The organism is Streptomyces sp. NBC_00669 (genome assembly GCF_036226785.1).
Lineage (GTDB): Bacteria > Actinomycetota > Actinomycetes > Streptomycetales > Streptomycetaceae > Actinacidiphila.
Genome location: NZ_CP109018.1, coordinates 2,507,866 through 2,521,777 on the forward strand (window position 1 = coordinate 2,507,866; position 13,912 = coordinate 2,521,777).

Genomic DNA, 13,912 nt, shown 5'->3' on the forward strand with positions numbered 1-13,912 from the left:
GCCGCGGTCAGCGCAGGCCGGTGGAGCGGCGCAGCGCCGCCTGGATGAGCAGGTCGATCAGTTCGGTGTAGCCGACACCGCTCTCCTGCCACATCCGCGGGTACATCGAGATCGGGGTGAAGCCGGGCATGGTGTTGATCTCGTTGATCACGAACTCCCCGCTGTCCAGCAGGAAGAAGTCCGCGCGGACCAGGCCCTCGCAGGACGCGGCCTCGAACGCCTCGACGGCCAGCCGCCGTACGCGCTCGGTCTGCTCCTCGGTGAGCGGGGCCGGCACGATGCCCTCGGCGGAGTCGATGTACTTCGCGTCGAAGTCGTAGAAGTCGCTGCTGGACGCCGGCGGGATCTCGGCGGGCACCGAGGCGCGCGGGCCGTCCGCGAACTCCAGCACGCCGCACTCGATCTCGCGTCCGCGCAGCAGCGCCTCGACGAGCACCTTCGGGTCGTGCCTGCGGGCCTCGGCGAGGGCGGCGTCGAGTTCGTCGGGGCCCTCGACCTTGCTGATGCCGATGGACGAGCCGGCCCGGGTCGGCTTGATGAACAGCGGCCAGCCGTGCACCTGCGCGAAGTCCAGCACCTTGCGGCGGGCGGCGGCCTGGTCCTGCTCCCACTCGCGCGGGCGGATCACCGTGTACGGGCCGACCTTCAACCCGAACGAGGTGAAGATCCGCTTCATGTACTCCTTGTCCATGCCGACCGCGGAGGCGAGCACACCCGCGCCGACGTACGGCACGCCGGACAGTTCCAGCAGCCCCTGGAGGGTGCCGTCCTCGCCGTAGGGGCCGTGCAGCATGGGGAAGACGACGTCGACCTCGCCGAGTGCCTTCGGCACCGCGCCGACCTCGGTGTAGACGACCTCCCGGTTGCCCGGGTCGACGGGCAGCAGGACCGCGCCGTCGTGGTCGGTGACCTGCTCGACGCTGGGCATCCGCCGGTCGGCGATGGCCATCCGCTCGGGTTCGTCGGCGGTGAGCGCCCAACGGCCCTCGGTGGTGATGCCGATCGGCAGGACGTCGTACTTGTCGCGGTCGATGGCGCGCAGCACGCTGGCCGCGGTCACCACGGACACGCCGTGCTCGGAGCTGCGCCCGCCGAACACGACGGCGACGCGCGGCTTGCGGTCGTAACTCGGCCGCTCGGAGTGCTGATCCGGGCTCTGGGGCGATGGCAGGTTGCTCATGTCGCGTTGACCTTACCGTTCGGGTTTCGCGGAACGTGACATCAACTCCTTGACGGCCACGACGGGTGACTTCCCGTTGTGCACGATGTCGACCACGGTCTCCGTGATCGGCATGTCGACGCCGTGCCTGCGGGCGAGGTCGGCGACGGACTCGCACGACTTGACGCCCTCGGCGGTCTGGCTGGTGGCGGCGATGGTCTCGGCGAGGCTCATGCCGCGGCCGAGGTTGTGGCCGAAGGTGTTGTTGCGGGACAGCGGGGAGGAGCAGGTGGCGACGAGGTCGCCCATCCCGGCGAGGCCGGCGAAGGTGTACGGGTCCGCGCCCATCGCCAGGCCCAACCGGGTGGTCTCGGCGAGGCCGCGGGTGATCAGGGACGCCTTGGTGTTGTCGCCCATGCCCATGCCGCCGGCGATGCCGACCGCAAGCGCGATCACGTTCTTCACCGCGCCGCCGAGTTCGCACCCGGTCACGTCGGTGTTGGTGTACGGCCGGAAGTACGCGGTGTGGCAGGCGGTCTGGATGCGGCGGGCGGCGGACTCGTCACGGCAGGCGACCACCGCGGCGGCGGGCTGGCGGGCGGCGATCTCGGGGGCGAGGTTGGGGCCGGTCAGCACCGCGACGCGGTCCTGATCGACCTTGGCGACCTCCTCGATCACCTCGCTCATCCGCTTGGCGGTGCCGAGTTCGACGCCCTTCATCAGGCTGACCAGGACCGCGTCGGGACGCATCAGGGGTGCCCAGTCGGCGAGGTTGGCGCGCAGCACCTGCGACGGCACGGCCAGGAAGACGAATTCGGCGCCGGCCGCGGCTTCGGCCGGGTCGGTGGTCGCCGTCACGGCCGGCGGCAGCGTGATCTCGCTGGAGTACTCCGGGTTGATCCGGGTGGTGTTGATGGCGGCGGCGAGGTCGGGCCGGCGCCCCCACAAGGACACCTCGCAGCCCGCGTCGGCCAGCACCATCGCGAACGCGGTGCCCCAGGACCCGGTGCCGTACACGGCGCAGCGAGCCGTCACGCCGCCCCCTTGCCGTCGTTGCCCTTGGCGTCCTTGGCCGCCTTGCGCGGGTCGTACAGGCCGGCCGGGGCGGGGATGCCGCGGACTTCTGCCAGGAGTTGCTTCACATCGGACATGATGGCCCCGGTGACCTCGCGCAGCACCTCGGCGGTGGGCTCCTTGCCGTACCAGGCGCTGAGGTCGACCGGCGGGCCGACCAGCACGCGGTGCGTCTTGCGCGGCAGGAAGCTCGGCTTCTTCGCGTACGGCGGCAGGAACTCGTTGGCGCCCCACTGGGCGATCGGGATCACCGGTGCCCGGGTGAGCAGCGCGACACGGGCGACGCCGGTCTTGCCGACCATCGGCCACTGGTCCGGGTCCCGGGTGAGGGTGCCTTCGGGGTAGAACGCCACACACTCCCCCTTGTTGACCGCCTCGACCGCCGAGCGGTACGCCGCCGCGGCGTCGGCGGTGGCCCGCACCACCGGGATCTGCCCGGTGCCGCGCATCACCGCGCCGACGAAGAACGGCTTGAACAGCGCCGCCTTCGCCAGGAAGCGCGGAAGCCGACCGGTGTTGTACTGGAAATGCGCGTACAGCAGCGGGTCGAGGTAGGAGTTGTGATTCACCGCGGTGAGGAATCCTCCCTCGGCCGGAATGTTCTCCATTCCGCGCCAGTCCCGCTTGAAGAGCACGATGAGCGGCGGCTTGGCGATGGCGGCCGCCAGGCGGTACCAGAAACCGATTCTGCGGCGGGACACCCGGGACTCCTCTTCGTTGCCGGTGGCGCCGCTCAAGGATCGCGGCTACCGAGAGGTTAACGCCAGCGGTTCACGTCCGGCGGGGCACCTCTGTCACCGGGCGGGTACCGGGTTGGTACCGGGCGCCGACGGTGCCGCGGGGCCGGCCGCGCCCTGGCCCGGCGGCTTTGTCGGTGGTGGCCCGCACAATGGACGACGTGGATGAGGCGAGGTGGTCGCTGGTCGTGCCGTTGAAGCCGCTCGCGGTGGCCAAGAGCAGGCTGGCGGCGGCGGGGGCGGTACGACCCGCGCTGGCACTGGCGTTCGCGCTGGACACGGTGGGCGCCGCGCTGGCCTGCGCCGAGGTCGAGGACGTCACGGTGGTCACCGACGACGCGACCGCCGGTGCCGAACTCGCCGGGCTCGGCGCCTTCGTCGTGGCGGACTCCCCCGCCGCCGGGCTGAACGCCGCGCTGCGGCACGGCGCGGAGACGGTCAGGGCGCGCCGGCCGCATGCTCCGGTCGCGGCCCTGAACGGCGATCTCCCGGCCTTGCGGCCGGGGGAACTGGCGGAAGTGCTGCGCGCGGCCGCGGGGGCCTGTGAGCGGGCGTTCCTCGCCGATGCGACCGGCGTGGGGACAACGTTGCTCACCACGGTGCCGTATCTGCCGCTCGCTCCCGGGTTCGGCGGGGCGTCGCGTGCGCGGCACCTCGCGTCCGGGGCCGCCGAGATCACGCTCCCCGCGGCGCCCTCGGTGCGGCAGGACGTGGACACCCTGGAAGACCTCGCCGTTGCGCTCGCGCTGGGCGTCGGCCCGCACACGGCCGCGGCTGCGGCGAGCCTGACCCCCCAGGGCGGGTAGTCCCGCCGGTTCCGGGACCAGCTGTCGGTGGGTGGCTTGTCGCGCGGGCCAACTGTCCACCGGCAAGGGGTCCCGGAACCGACAGAACGCACCGCCCCGGAGGGTCCGGTCTAGGCTTGCCACCATGCAGGCCACCGCGTTCACGTTCGATCCCGTCAGCCGCGCCGGCAGTGTGCTGCTGGACGACGGCACCCCGCTGGAGTTCGACGCCGCGGCGTTCGACGCGGGGCGGCTGCTGCTGCTGCGCCCGGGCCAGCGGGTCCGTATCCGCACCGAGGGCGCGGGTTCGGCCCGCCGCGTGACGTTCCTGACCCTGCAGACCTTCCCGGACCCGGGTCCCGACCCGGCCTGACCCGGAGCCCGACCCCGTCCGAGCCGGAGCCCGATCCCGTCCGACCCGCGGACGCGAAATAGCGCGGGCCGGGCGCCCCGTGGGAAGGGGGCCCGGCCCGGCGCGGTGAAACGGGTGGAGCGGGTGGAGCGGTGGAGCCGTAACGCGGCTGTCACCTGGCGGCGGCGCGCTTCGCGGTCTTGCGGGCGGAGCGCTTGGCCGGCGCCTTCTTCGCGGTGGTCTTCTTGGCGGGCGCCTTCTTGGCGGCGGCCTTCTTCGCGGTGGTGGCCTTCTTCGTGGCGGACTTCTTCGCGGTGGACGCCTTCTTCGCGGTGGTCTTCTTGGCCGCCGTGGTCTTCTTCGCGGCCGCGGTCTTGGCGGTGGCCGCCTTCCGCGCGGTGGTCGCCTTCTTCGCGGCGGCCTTCTTCGTCGCGGTGCGGGCGGTGGTGGAGGCACCGCCGCTCAGGCTGCCCTTGGGCGCCTTCTTGACCGAGACCTCGCCGCCACGCGGAAGCTTCTTCGACCCGCTGACCAGGTCCTTGAAGCCCTGCCCCGCACGGAACCGCGGCACGGAGGTCTTCTTGACCCGGACCCGCTCCCCGGTCTGGGGGTTGCGAGCGTAACGGGCGGGACGCTCGACCTTCTCGAACGAACCGAACCCGGTGACCGAGACCCGGTCACCGGAGACCACCGCGCGGACGATCGCGTCGAGAACCGCGTCAACCGCGTCCGCGGCGGCCTGCCGGCCGCCCACCTTGTCGGCAATCGCTTCTACGAGCTGCGCCTTGTTCACGTCTTCCCCTTCGGAAACTTGCCCGGCGAATGAGTACGGGCTGATTTCGCACGCTAGGCGGATATATACCGCAAATCAAATACGAAACGGGCGAATCACCCTTGTGCCGCAACGAACTCGGTACTCCGCGTGATCAGTGATCGGGGATTCCGAGCTCGTCCAACTCAGCCGTTAACACCTCCAGGCGCCGTGCCGCGTCGGCGAGATCGTGCTTCGCCACCGCGGTCACCGCGAGCAGTCGCCGGGTCAACTCCCGCCTTGTCCCGTCCGGGACTTCGGGATTGGCGACGCGCGTGTGCGCCTGCTTCAAACGCGCGGCGAGGACCCCGTAGAGCTCCAGTTGGCCGTCGCGTTCCATGCGTCGATTGTGCCATCTGCGGCGAGTTGTCGAGCGCGACAGGGCCAACCGGGTGTTCCGAGCCTGTTTTCCAGTACCCATGGCGGGGTGGTGTCCGGGTCGTCCGGACACGCGAAAGCGCCCCCCACGAGGACGTGAGGGGCGCTTGCGCGGTGCGTGCGGCGGCCGGACCCAGGGGCCCGGCCAGGGGCGTCAGACCCTTGCGGTACTGGGCTTCCAGGACGGCCGGGTGCTCTCGAACGCGGCGATGTCCGGCTCGTTGGCGAGCGTCAGGCTGATGTCGTCCAGCCCTTCCAGCAGCCGCCAGCGGGCGTTGTCGTCCAGCTCGAACGGCGCGGTCAGCGGCCCCTGCGGGCGGTCGGCGCGCACCTCTCGGGCGACCAGGTCCACGGTGATCTCCGCGGTCGGGTCGGCCTCGACGAGCTGCCACAGCTCCTCGACGGTCTCCTGCGGCAGCACCACCGTCAGCAGCCCGTTCTTCAGCGAGTTGCCGCGGAAGATGTCCGCGAAGCGGGACGAGATCACCGTCTTGAAGCCGTAGTTCTGCAACGCCCAGACGGCGTGCTCGCGGGACGAGCCGGTGCCGAAGTCGGCGCCGGCCACCAGGACGGTGGCACCCGCGTACTGCGGCGCGTTGAGCACGAACGAGTCGTCCTTGCGCCACGCCTCGAACAGGCCGTCCTCGAACCCGTTGCGGGTGACCTTCTTCAGCCAGTGCGCGGGGATGATCTGGTCGGTGTCCACGTTGCTGCGGCGCAGCGGCACGGCCCGGCCGGTGTGGGTGGTGAAGGCTTCCATGGCGGCTCAGACCTCCGTCAGGACAGGGGCGTCGGACAGGTCGGCGGGCGAGGCGAGGTGGCCGAGCACCGCGGTGGCGGCGGCCACCTGCGGGGAGACCAGGTGGGTACGGCCGCCCTTGCCCTGCCGTCCCTCGAAGTTGCGGTTCGAGGTGGACGCGGAGCGCTCGCCGGGCGCGAGTTGGTCGGGGTTCATACCCAGGCACATCGAGCAACCCGCGTGCCGCCATTCGGCGCCGGAGGCGGTGAACACCTTGTCCAGGCCCTCCTCGACGGCCTGCAGCGCCACCCGCACCGAGCCGGGGACCACGAGCATCCGTACCCCGTCGGCGATCCGGCGGCCCTGCACGACGGCGGCGGCCGCGCGCAGGTCCTCGATCCGGCCGTTGGTGCAGGAGCCGACGAAGACGGTGTCCACGGCGACCTCGCGCAGCGGCTGCCCCGCGGTCAGGCCCATGTACTCCAGGGCCTTCTCGGCGGCGATCCGGTCGCCGGCGTCGGCGTACGACGCCGGGTCCGGCACGGACGCGCTCAGCGGCGCGCCCTGGCCCGGGTTGGTGCCCCAGGTGACGAACGGCGCCAACTCGGCCGCGTCGATCCGCACCTCGTGGTCGAAGACGGCGTCGTCGTCGGTCCTGAGCGTCTTCCAGTACGCGACGGCCGCGTCCCAGTCGGCGTCCTTGGGGGCGTGCGCGCGGCCCTCCAGGTAGTCGAACGTGGTCTGGTCCGGGGCGATCATGCCCGCCCTGGCGCCCGCCTCGATCGACATGTTGCAGACGGTCATCCGGGATTCCATCGAGAGCTTCTCGATCGCCGAGCCGCGGTACTCGATGACGTAGCCCTGGCCGCCGCCGGTGCCGATCCGGCTGATCACCGCGAGGATCAGGTCCTTGGCGGTGACGCCGTCGGGCAGTTCGCCGTCGACGGTGACCGCCATCGTGCGGAACGGGGCCAGCGGCAGCGTCTGGGTGGCCAGCACGTGCTCGACCTGCGAGGTGCCGATACCGAACGCCAGCGCGCCGAAAGCGCCGTGCGTGGAGGTGTGCGAGTCGCCGCAGACCACGGTGGTGCCGGGCTGGGTCAGGCCCAACTGCGGCCCCACCACGTGCACCACGCCCTGCTCGACGTCACCGAGCGGGTGCAGCCGCACCTCGAACTCCGCGCAGTTCTTGCGCAGCGTCTCCAACTGGGTCCGGGAGACCGGGTCGGCGATCGGCTTGTCGATGTCGAGGGTCGGGGTGTTGTGGTCCTCGGTGGCGATGGTGAGGTCGGTACGGCGCACCCGCCGGCCGTTCATCCGCAGCCCGTCGAACGCCTGGGGGCTGGTCACCTCGTGCAGGAGGTGGAGATCGATGAAAAGCAGATCAGGTTCGCCTTCGGCGCGGCGGACGACATGGTCGTCCCAGACTTTTTCCGCGAGTGTCCTACCCATCGCTGTCCCTCCGGCCCGCGTCGTCGCGGGGCCCACTAGGTGTTGGTCCTGCGCTGTGCTCCCAGCGTGACGCGTTCCCGGGAAAATTGAACTTGCGTTTCACACTCTGAGACGCAAGTATCGTTTCATGGACAACTCTAGCGGCGTCGGCGTTCTCGACAAGGCGGCTCTGGTGCTCAGTGCGCTGGAGTCGGGTCCGGCCACCCTGGCCGGGCTTGTCGGTGCCACGGGCCTGGCCCGCCCCACCGCGCACCGCCTGGCGGTCGCGCTCGAACACCATCGCATGGTGGCTCGCGACATGCAGGGCCGCTTCATCCTGGGCCCGCGCCTGTCGGAGCTGGCCGCCGCGGCCGGCGAGGACCGGCTGCTGGCCACCGCGGGGCCGGTGCTGACGCACCTGCGCGACATGACCGGCGAGAGCGCGCAGCTCTATCGCCGCCAGGGCGACATGCGGATCTGCGTGGCCGCGGCGGAGCGGCTGTCCGGGCTGCGGGACACCGTGCCGGTCGGCTCCACGCTGCCGATGAAGGCCGGCTCGGCCGCTCAGGTCCTGATGGCCTGGGAGGAGCCCGAGCGGCTGCACAGGGGCCTGCAGGGCGCCCGCTTCACCGCCACCGCGCTGTCCGGGGTGCGCCGCCGGGGCTGGTCGCAGTCGATCGGCGAGCGCGAGCCCGGGGTCGCCTCGGTCTCCGCGCCGGTGCGCGGGCCGTCCAACCGCGTGGTCGCCGCGGTGTCGGTCTCCGGGCCGATCGAGCGGCTCACCCGGCACCCGGGCCGGATGCACGCCCAGGCCGTGGTCGACGCCGCCGGCCGGCTCAGCGAGGCACTGCGCCGCTCCGGATGAACGACGAAGCCCGCCGCGGACCGCGGCGGGCTTCGGGTCGAACTCTGTACCCCCGACCGGATTCGAACCGGCGCTACTGCCGTGAGAGGGCAGCGTGCTAGGCCGCTACACAACGGGGGCCCTGGCGATCCTCGCGTCGTCCAGGCCGGGAGCGACCCGACGTGGACGGAATGAAAGGATCTGTACCCCCGACCGGATTCGAACCGGCGCTACTGCCGTGAGAGGGCAGCGTGCTAGGCCGCTACACAACGGGGGCTCGCACTTGCTGAAGTGCTGCTGGGGTACCAGGACTCGAACCTAGAACAACTGAACCAGAATCAGCCGTGTTGCCAATTACACCATACCCCACCAAAACGCAATCCCGGTAAGGGATCTTGTTCGGTGTGCGTCTCCGGTTCGGGCCTTGGCCCTGTCCGGCGGCGCAGGAAGAACATTACCCGATCCGGGACGGCGCTCCAAAACGAGTATCGCCAAGTCCCCCCGGAACCGGGCCGGTGCGCCCCTCGGACGCACCGGCGGACCCGCCGGCGTCAGCGCAGCCGGGCCATCAAAGCGTGCTCGACGAGCGTGATCAGCGCGCTCTTCGCCTCGCCGCGGTGCCGGGCGTCGGTGGTGATGATCGGCGCCTCGGGACCGATCTGCAGCGCCTCACGGACCTCCTCGGGGCCGTACGGCTGGTGGCCGTCGAAGCCGTTGAGGGCGATCACGAACGGCAGCCCGCTGTTCTCGAAGTAGTCGACCGCCGGGAAGCAGTCCGCCAGCCGCCGGGTGTCGACCAGGACGATCGCGCCGATCGCGCCGCGCACCAGGTCGTCCCACATGAACCAGAACCGGTCCTGCCCCGGGGTGCCGAACAGGTAGAGGATCAGGTCCTCGTCGAGCGTGATGCGGCCGAAGTCCATCGCCACCGTGGTGGTGGTCTTGTCCGGCGCGTGCGTGAGGTCGTCGATGCCGGCTGACGCGGAGGTCATCACGGCTTCGGTGCGCAGCGGGTTGATCTCCGAGACGGCACCGACGAACGTGGTCTTGCCCACGCCGAAGCCGCCCGCCACCACGATCTTCGCGGAGGTGGTGGCGCGGGCCGGACCGCTAGAGCTTCCGAAGTCCACTGAGCACCCTTTCAAGCAGTGTCACATCTGGCTGGCCGCCCGCGGCCTCGTCGCCGCCGGGCTGGTGGATCGCGACCAGTCCGGCCTCGGCCAGGTCGGCGACAAGAATGCGGACCACACCGAGCGGGATGGTCAGCAGCGCGGAGATCTCGGCCACCGACTTGACCTCGCGGCACAGCAGGCAGATCCGCTGGTGCTCGGGGAGCTGCCCGCGCAGGCGCTCCGGGTCGGCGGTGGTGCTGACCAGTGCCTCGATGGCGAGCTGGTAGCGCGGCCGGGTCCGCCCGCCGGTCATGGCGTAGGGGCGGACCAGTCCTGAGGGCGTGCGTGAGCGGCCCGCGTCGTGCCGGCCCTGCCCCTGGCCGTACCCCTGGCCCTGACCTTGGCCGTATCCCTGGCCCTGCGCCGGCGGGCGGCCGTGCTGGCCCTGGCGCTGCCCCGGCGCCTGGCCCTGCGGTGGCGGGGCCTGCGGCGGGGCGTACGGCTGGATGCGGGGCTGGCGGTAGGGCGTGCCGGGCTGCCCGGGCTGCTGCTCCGGGTCGGGCGCCGACGGGTAGGTGTACGGGTTCGCCGGCTGCTGGGGCTGGTTGCCGTACGGGTCTCCACCGGGGGAAGTGCTCACGAGTCCTCCTCCTGAAACGGCCGCGCTGCCACCCGAGCACCTGGCAGGTGCCCGGGCGTGCCCGCCGCCCATGCGTTAGTTGAGCAAGCTGCCCTGAAGTTCGGCCCGAAGGTCGGGGGTGAGTACGCTTCCTGCCCGGTCGACGAGCAGGGCCATTTCGTAGCCGACCAGACCGATGTCGCACTCCGGATGCGCCAGCACCGCCAGCGACGAACCATCCGACACCGACATGATGAAGAGGAAGCCCCGCTCCATCTCCACCACCGTCTGGTTCACACTGCCCCCCTCGAAAATCCGGGAGGCACCAGCGGTCAACGACGTCAACCCCGAGGCCACCGCCGCCAACTGATCCGCACGATCACGCGGAAAACCATCAGACATCGCGAGCAGCAGGCCGTCGGCGGAGACCACCACCGTGTGGGACACCCCCGGGGTGTTGTCCACGAAGTTGGTGATCAACCAGTTCAGATTCTGTGCCGCCTGGCTCATCGGACTCAACTAGCGCTCCTGGTTCTGGGGGCCGCCGAATCGGCTGTCGGTGGCCTGTCCGTTCGTGTCAGTTCCAGCAGTGCGCCCTTGCTGGACGCCACGTCGCAGATTACTCAACCTGCCACGTACGTCCTCCGGTGCGCGGGAGACCTGTGGGCCGCCCTGCGGGGTCTGTGCCGCGGCACCCGGGACCAGGTTGGCCTTGGGTACCCGCCGTGGCAGGCCGGAGGGGGTGACCCCGCCTGCCTTGGGCTCGCGGACCGACTCGGCCCGCTGCCAGTGCTCGTCGTTCGTCGACCGCCAGTCGGTGCCGTCCGGCTGGGGTTGCTCGTGGGGATCGGTGGACTCCTGGGCGGGCTGCTCCCCCGCGGGCGGCGCGGCCTGCGGGTTCGGACCCGGCTGCCGGCTCGGCTCGCTGGGCTGCTGATCGGACTGCTGGTCGGAGGGGCTGGTGCGCTGCCGTTCGCGGCGCGGTAGACCGGCGTCCGTCAGCGAAGGCGAGACTACGCTCTCGGAGGGTCCCTCGGGGAGCGGCGGAACGGATTCCGTTACCTCCGGTGTGTCCTGCGGCCATCCCTCCTGAGCAGGGCCGTAACCAGGAGCCCCCGGGAACCCGGCCTGCTGACCGCCGTCTTGGTACTCCGTGCCGTATCCGGGCTGCTCGGCATAGGGCGCCGCGGGGTCGTAGGTCTGGCCGGAACCGGTCCCGTACGGCTGCTCGAAGAAACCGTTCTGCGCGGGACCGGCCGAAAAGCCGTTCTCCGCCGGGGTCTCGGCCGGGGGTTGACCCCATCCGCCCGCCGGCTCGGTGTAGCCCTGCTGCTGGTAGCCGGGCTGGAAGCCCTGTTCGTACGCCTGCTGCTGGTAGGCCGGGTCGAAGCTGGGGTCGTACCCCTGGGTGTATCCCTGCGGGTACTCCTGGGCGTATCCCTGCGGGTAGCCGCCCTGGCCGGCGAAGTCCCCGGCGGCCGGCTGCTGGGTGCCGAAGTCCGGTCCGCCGAGGTGGTCCTGGCCCCCGAGGTTCTGGCTGCCGAGGTTCTGGTTCCCGAGGTCCTGGCCGGTCGGGTCGAAGTCGGCCGGTTCCCTTCGCTGCTGGGGCAGTTCGACCGGCTGCTCGCCGTCCTGACGGTCCGAGGCGGCGGCCTCCAGCTGGGCGCGGCGCTCCTCGCGCAGCAGCGAGCGGCCGACCGGGTCGAGCGCGCGCGGGCCGTTCTCGTCGTAGCGGGAGTCGTCGAAGCCGAGTTCGGCCGCGGTGCGCTGCCCGTTGACCTCGGGCCGCAGCAGGCCGGGCTCGCCGGGCCGGCCGGGCTGGTCGGCCGCGTGTTCCGGGACGATCCGGGAGACGGTGAAGTCGCTGTCGGGCTCGACCGGGTCGCCGCCACCGCCGTGGGTGATCGGCTCGGGCAGCATCACCAGCGAGGTGGTGCCGGCCTGCTCGCCGGAGGGGCGCAACTGGACCCGGATGCCGTGCCGCTCGCAAAGCCGGCCGACCACGAACAGGCCCATCCGCTTGGCGATCTCGACATCGATCGTGGGCGGGTCGGCGAGCTTGTGGTTGATGTCCGCGAAGTCCTCGGCGGTCAGGCCGATGCCCTTGTCGTGGATCTCGACCATCACCCGGCCGTCCGGCAGCCGGGTCGCGGTGACCCGCACCTTGGTCTGCGGCGAGGAGAACGAGGTGGCGTTCTCCAGCAGCTCGGCGAGCAGGTGCACCAGGTCGCTGACCGCGCTGCCGTGGATGTCGGTCTCGGGGATGCCGACCAGTTCGATCCGGTCGTACGCCTCCACCTCGGAGGCCGCCGCGCGCAGCACATCCACCAGCGGCACCGGCTGGTTCCACTGGCGGCCGGGCTCCTCGCCGGCGAGCACCAGCAGGTTCTCGCCGTTGCGCCGCATACGGGTGGCGAGGTGGTCCATCTTGAAGAGGTTCTCGAGCTGGTCGGGGTCGGCCTCGTTGTTCTCCAGCTCGGTGATCAGGCTGAGTTGGCGCTGGATGAGGCCCTGGTTGCGCTGCGAGAGGTTGGTGAAGATCGCGTTGACGTTGCCGCGCAGCAGCGCCTGCTCGGCGGCGAGCCGGACCGCCTCGCGGTGCACCTGGTCGAAGGCGCGGGCGACCTCGCCGATCTCGTCCCGGGTGTTGATCGGGATCGGCGCGACCTGGGTGTTCACCCGGCCCGGGTCGGTGCGGGAGAGCTGGTCGACCAGTGCGGGCAGCCGGGTCTCGGCGATGTCGAAGGCGGCCGCACGCAGCCGCCGCATGTTGCGGGACATCGAGCGGGCCATCAGCGCGGCCACGATGAACGCGATGATCAGCGCGACCAGCACGATCGCGGAGTTGATGAACACGTCGCGCTTGGCGTGGGAGGCCAGGTGCGAGGCGTCCGCGGCGGCCTGGTCGGCGAGGTGGGTCTCGACCGAGCGGTAGGCGTCGAAGGAGAGCGTGGCGGCGGAGAGGTAGGACGCGGGGGTGACGCCCTCGGCGTCGAGCCGGGCGACGGTGTACGCCGGGTCCGTCAGGTCGGTGACCATCTTGGTGAGGTCCGGCGGCACGACGTAGGCGGTGTGCGCGGCCTTCGCCTTGTTCAGCGCCGTGGTGATCCGCGCCTGGCCCTGCTTCACCGCGTTGTCCTGCGCGGCCTTGAGCCGGGCCTGGTCCGCGGTGCTGCCACCGCCGTCGTACTCCTCCAGCGCGATGCCCTCCAGGTACTGGTACGAGCCGAGCGCGGTCTTCTGGAGGGCGAGTTCCTGCGCGGAGGGGTGCTTCTCGACGAGGATGTGGACGCCGATGGAGCGGGTCAGCGACTCGGCGGCCTTGGCGAGCGAGATGGCGTACAGGGTGCGGCCGTAGGAGGCGCTGTTGCCGGTGCCGAAGCCGAGTTCGTTGGACAGCTCGCTCAGCGGGTGCTGGATTCTGACGTACCACTCCTCGGTCTGCACCCCGGAGAGCTGGCCGGTGAAGGCGGACTTGCGGAGCGAGGGGAGCTGTGGCTCGACGCTGCGGAAGCTGGCCATCCGGCGCTTGAGGTCGGCGCCGTCGGGTATGCCGATCGCGGCCTTGTCGAAGGCGCGGGCGGCGGCGTCGGTGGTGGCGTAGGCGGACGACACCTCCTGCGCGTCGCGGTGGCCTTCCAGCAGGGGCACCACGGTGGTGTCGCGCTCGTTCTCCAGCGCGTTGCCGTAGGTGGCGGCGGCGCGGACGAGGTTGGCGATGTGCACCGCGTCGTCGGCCTGCTGCCAGGTGCTGACGGCGCTGTTGACGCGGAAGCCGCCCAGCACGAGTGCGACGAGGACCGGGATGAGGAGGATGGCGTTCAGCCGGGTGGCCATCCGCCAGTTGCGCGCGCTGAACCGGCCGCCCGGC

Annotated in this window: 14 protein-coding genes and 3 tRNA genes; 3 read left to right on the top strand and 14 right to left on the bottom strand. The window is 71.2% G+C overall.

Annotated elements, in window-relative coordinates:
• Positions 1-7: 7 nt before the first annotated feature.
• From OG896_RS09965 to OG896_RS09975, 3 genes are read right to left on the bottom strand one after another with little or no spacing between them, the layout of a single operon-like run.
• Positions 8-1,180, bottom strand: a complete 1,173-nt coding sequence (locus OG896_RS09965; RefSeq protein ID WP_329364265.1) for a D-alanine--D-alanine ligase family protein — start codon at positions 1,178-1,180, stop codon at positions 8-10.
• A 12-nt stretch (positions 1,181-1,192) separates the two neighbouring features.
• A complete protein-coding gene (locus OG896_RS09970) occupies positions 1,193-2,194 on the bottom strand; it encodes an NAD(P)H-dependent glycerol-3-phosphate dehydrogenase (RefSeq protein WP_329364267.1) in 1,002 nt (333 codons plus the stop codon).
• Positions 2,191-2,934 (bottom strand): lysophospholipid acyltransferase family protein, encoded by a 744-nt coding sequence (locus OG896_RS09975; protein WP_329364269.1) that lies wholly within the window; start codon positions 2,932-2,934, stop codon positions 2,191-2,193. Before OG896_RS09975 ends, OG896_RS09970 begins: the two co-directional genes overlap by 4 nt.
• 188 nt (positions 2,935-3,122) lie before the next feature.
• On the opposite strand from OG896_RS09975, the gene cofC reads away from it, so the two are divergent.
• Both cofC and OG896_RS09985 read left to right on the top strand, forming a co-directional pair.
• On the top strand, positions 3,123-3,776 hold the full coding sequence (cofC, locus tag OG896_RS09980; RefSeq protein WP_328469921.1) for a 2-phospho-L-lactate guanylyltransferase: 654 nt from the start codon (positions 3,123-3,125) through the stop codon (positions 3,774-3,776).
• A gap of 124 nt (positions 3,777-3,900) precedes the next feature.
• Positions 3,901-4,128, top strand: coding sequence for a hypothetical protein (locus OG896_RS09985; protein ID WP_329364271.1), 228 nt, complete (start codon positions 3,901-3,903; stop codon positions 4,126-4,128).
• Positions 4,129-4,279: 151 nt separating this feature from the next.
• On the opposite strand, the gene OG896_RS09990 is transcribed toward OG896_RS09985, so the two are convergent.
• The 4 genes from OG896_RS09990 to leuC form a co-directional block, all read right to left on the bottom strand.
• Positions 4,280-4,900 carry an HU family DNA-binding protein gene (locus OG896_RS09990; protein ID WP_329364273.1) on the bottom strand — a complete coding sequence of 207 codons (621 nt, stop codon included), beginning with the start codon at positions 4,898-4,900 and terminating at the stop codon, positions 4,280-4,282.
• A gap of 133 nt (positions 4,901-5,033) precedes the next feature.
• Complete coding sequence (locus tag OG896_RS09995; RefSeq protein ID WP_329364275.1) at positions 5,034-5,258, bottom strand: hypothetical protein; 225 nt, start codon at positions 5,256-5,258, stop codon at positions 5,034-5,036.
• Positions 5,259-5,450: 192 nt separating this feature from the next.
• The gene (leuD, locus tag OG896_RS10000) at positions 5,451-6,056 is read right to left on the bottom strand and encodes a 3-isopropylmalate dehydratase small subunit (RefSeq protein WP_328469913.1); all 606 of its coding nucleotides are present in this window, start codon (positions 6,054-6,056) and stop codon (positions 5,451-5,453) included.
• Between the two features lie 6 nt (positions 6,057-6,062).
• Positions 6,063-7,487, bottom strand: coding sequence for a 3-isopropylmalate dehydratase large subunit (leuC, locus tag OG896_RS10005; RefSeq protein ID WP_329364278.1), 1,425 nt, complete (start codon positions 7,485-7,487; stop codon positions 6,063-6,065).
• A gap of 127 nt (positions 7,488-7,614) precedes the next feature.
• Between leuC and ndgR the strand changes: the two genes are divergently transcribed.
• Entirely contained in the window at positions 7,615-8,331 is a 717-nt protein-coding gene (gene ndgR, locus OG896_RS10010) for an IclR family transcriptional regulator NdgR (RefSeq protein ID WP_328469909.1), read from the top strand.
• 47 nt (positions 8,332-8,378) lie between these two features.
• Here ndgR and OG896_RS10015 read toward each other — a convergent pair.
• The 7 genes from OG896_RS10015 to OG896_RS10045 form a co-directional block, all read right to left on the bottom strand.
• Positions 8,379-8,451 (bottom strand) — tRNA-Glu (locus tag OG896_RS10015).
• Positions 8,452-8,514: 63 nt separating this feature from the next.
• Positions 8,515-8,587: transfer RNA gene (locus OG896_RS10020), tRNA-Glu, on the bottom strand.
• Between the two features lie 20 nt (positions 8,588-8,607).
• Positions 8,608-8,679: transfer RNA gene (locus OG896_RS10025), tRNA-Gln, on the bottom strand.
• A 182-nt stretch (positions 8,680-8,861) separates the two neighbouring features.
• A complete protein-coding gene (locus OG896_RS10030; RefSeq protein WP_328469907.1) occupies positions 8,862-9,440 on the bottom strand; it encodes a GTP-binding protein in 579 nt (192 codons plus the stop codon).
• Positions 9,421-10,062 carry a DUF742 domain-containing protein gene (locus OG896_RS10035; RefSeq protein ID WP_329364280.1) on the bottom strand — a complete coding sequence of 214 codons (642 nt, stop codon included), beginning with the start codon at positions 10,060-10,062 and terminating at the stop codon, positions 9,421-9,423. The genes OG896_RS10030 and OG896_RS10035 overlap by 20 nt, the downstream gene beginning before the upstream one ends.
• Before the next feature lie 75 nt (positions 10,063-10,137).
• Positions 10,138-10,551, bottom strand: coding sequence for a roadblock/LC7 domain-containing protein (locus OG896_RS10040; RefSeq protein ID WP_093787504.1), 414 nt, complete (start codon positions 10,549-10,551; stop codon positions 10,138-10,140).
• A 9-nt stretch (positions 10,552-10,560) separates the two neighbouring features.
• On the bottom strand, positions 10,561-13,878 hold the full coding sequence (locus OG896_RS10045) for a sensor histidine kinase (protein ID WP_329373860.1): 3,318 nt from the start codon (positions 13,876-13,878) through the stop codon (positions 10,561-10,563).
• Positions 13,879-13,912: the final 34 nt, after the last annotated feature.

What these genes read in the sequence shown, in the direction of transcription:
- OG896_RS09965 (WP_329364265.1), bottom strand. Translation starts at nt 1,180, where the DNA reads ATGAGCAACCTGCCATCGCCCCAGAGCCCGGATCAGCACTCCGAGCGG.
- cofC (WP_328469921.1), top strand. Translation starts at nt 3,123, where the DNA reads ATGGACGACGTGGATGAGGCGAGGTGGTCGCTGGTCGTGCCGTTGAAG.
- OG896_RS09985 (WP_329364271.1), top strand. Translation starts at nt 3,901, where the DNA reads ATGCAGGCCACCGCGTTCACGTTCGATCCCGTCAGCCGCGCCGGCAGT.
- OG896_RS09995 (WP_329364275.1), bottom strand. Translation starts at nt 5,258, where the DNA reads ATGGAACGCGACGGCCAACTGGAGCTCTACGGGGTCCTCGCCGCGCGT.
- leuD (WP_328469913.1), bottom strand. Translation starts at nt 6,056, where the DNA reads ATGGAAGCCTTCACCACCCACACCGGCCGGGCCGTGCCGCTGCGCCGC.
- leuC (WP_329364278.1), bottom strand. Translation starts at nt 7,487, where the DNA reads ATGGGTAGGACACTCGCGGAAAAAGTCTGGGACGACCATGTCGTCCGC.
- ndgR (WP_328469909.1), top strand. Translation starts at nt 7,615, where the DNA reads ATGGACAACTCTAGCGGCGTCGGCGTTCTCGACAAGGCGGCTCTGGTG.
- OG896_RS10040 (WP_093787504.1), bottom strand. Translation starts at nt 10,551, where the DNA reads ATGAGCCAGGCGGCACAGAATCTGAACTGGTTGATCACCAACTTCGTG.
- OG896_RS10045 (WP_329373860.1), bottom strand. Translation starts at nt 13,878, where the DNA reads ATGGCCACCCGGCTGAACGCCATCCTCCTCATCCCGGTCCTCGTCGCA.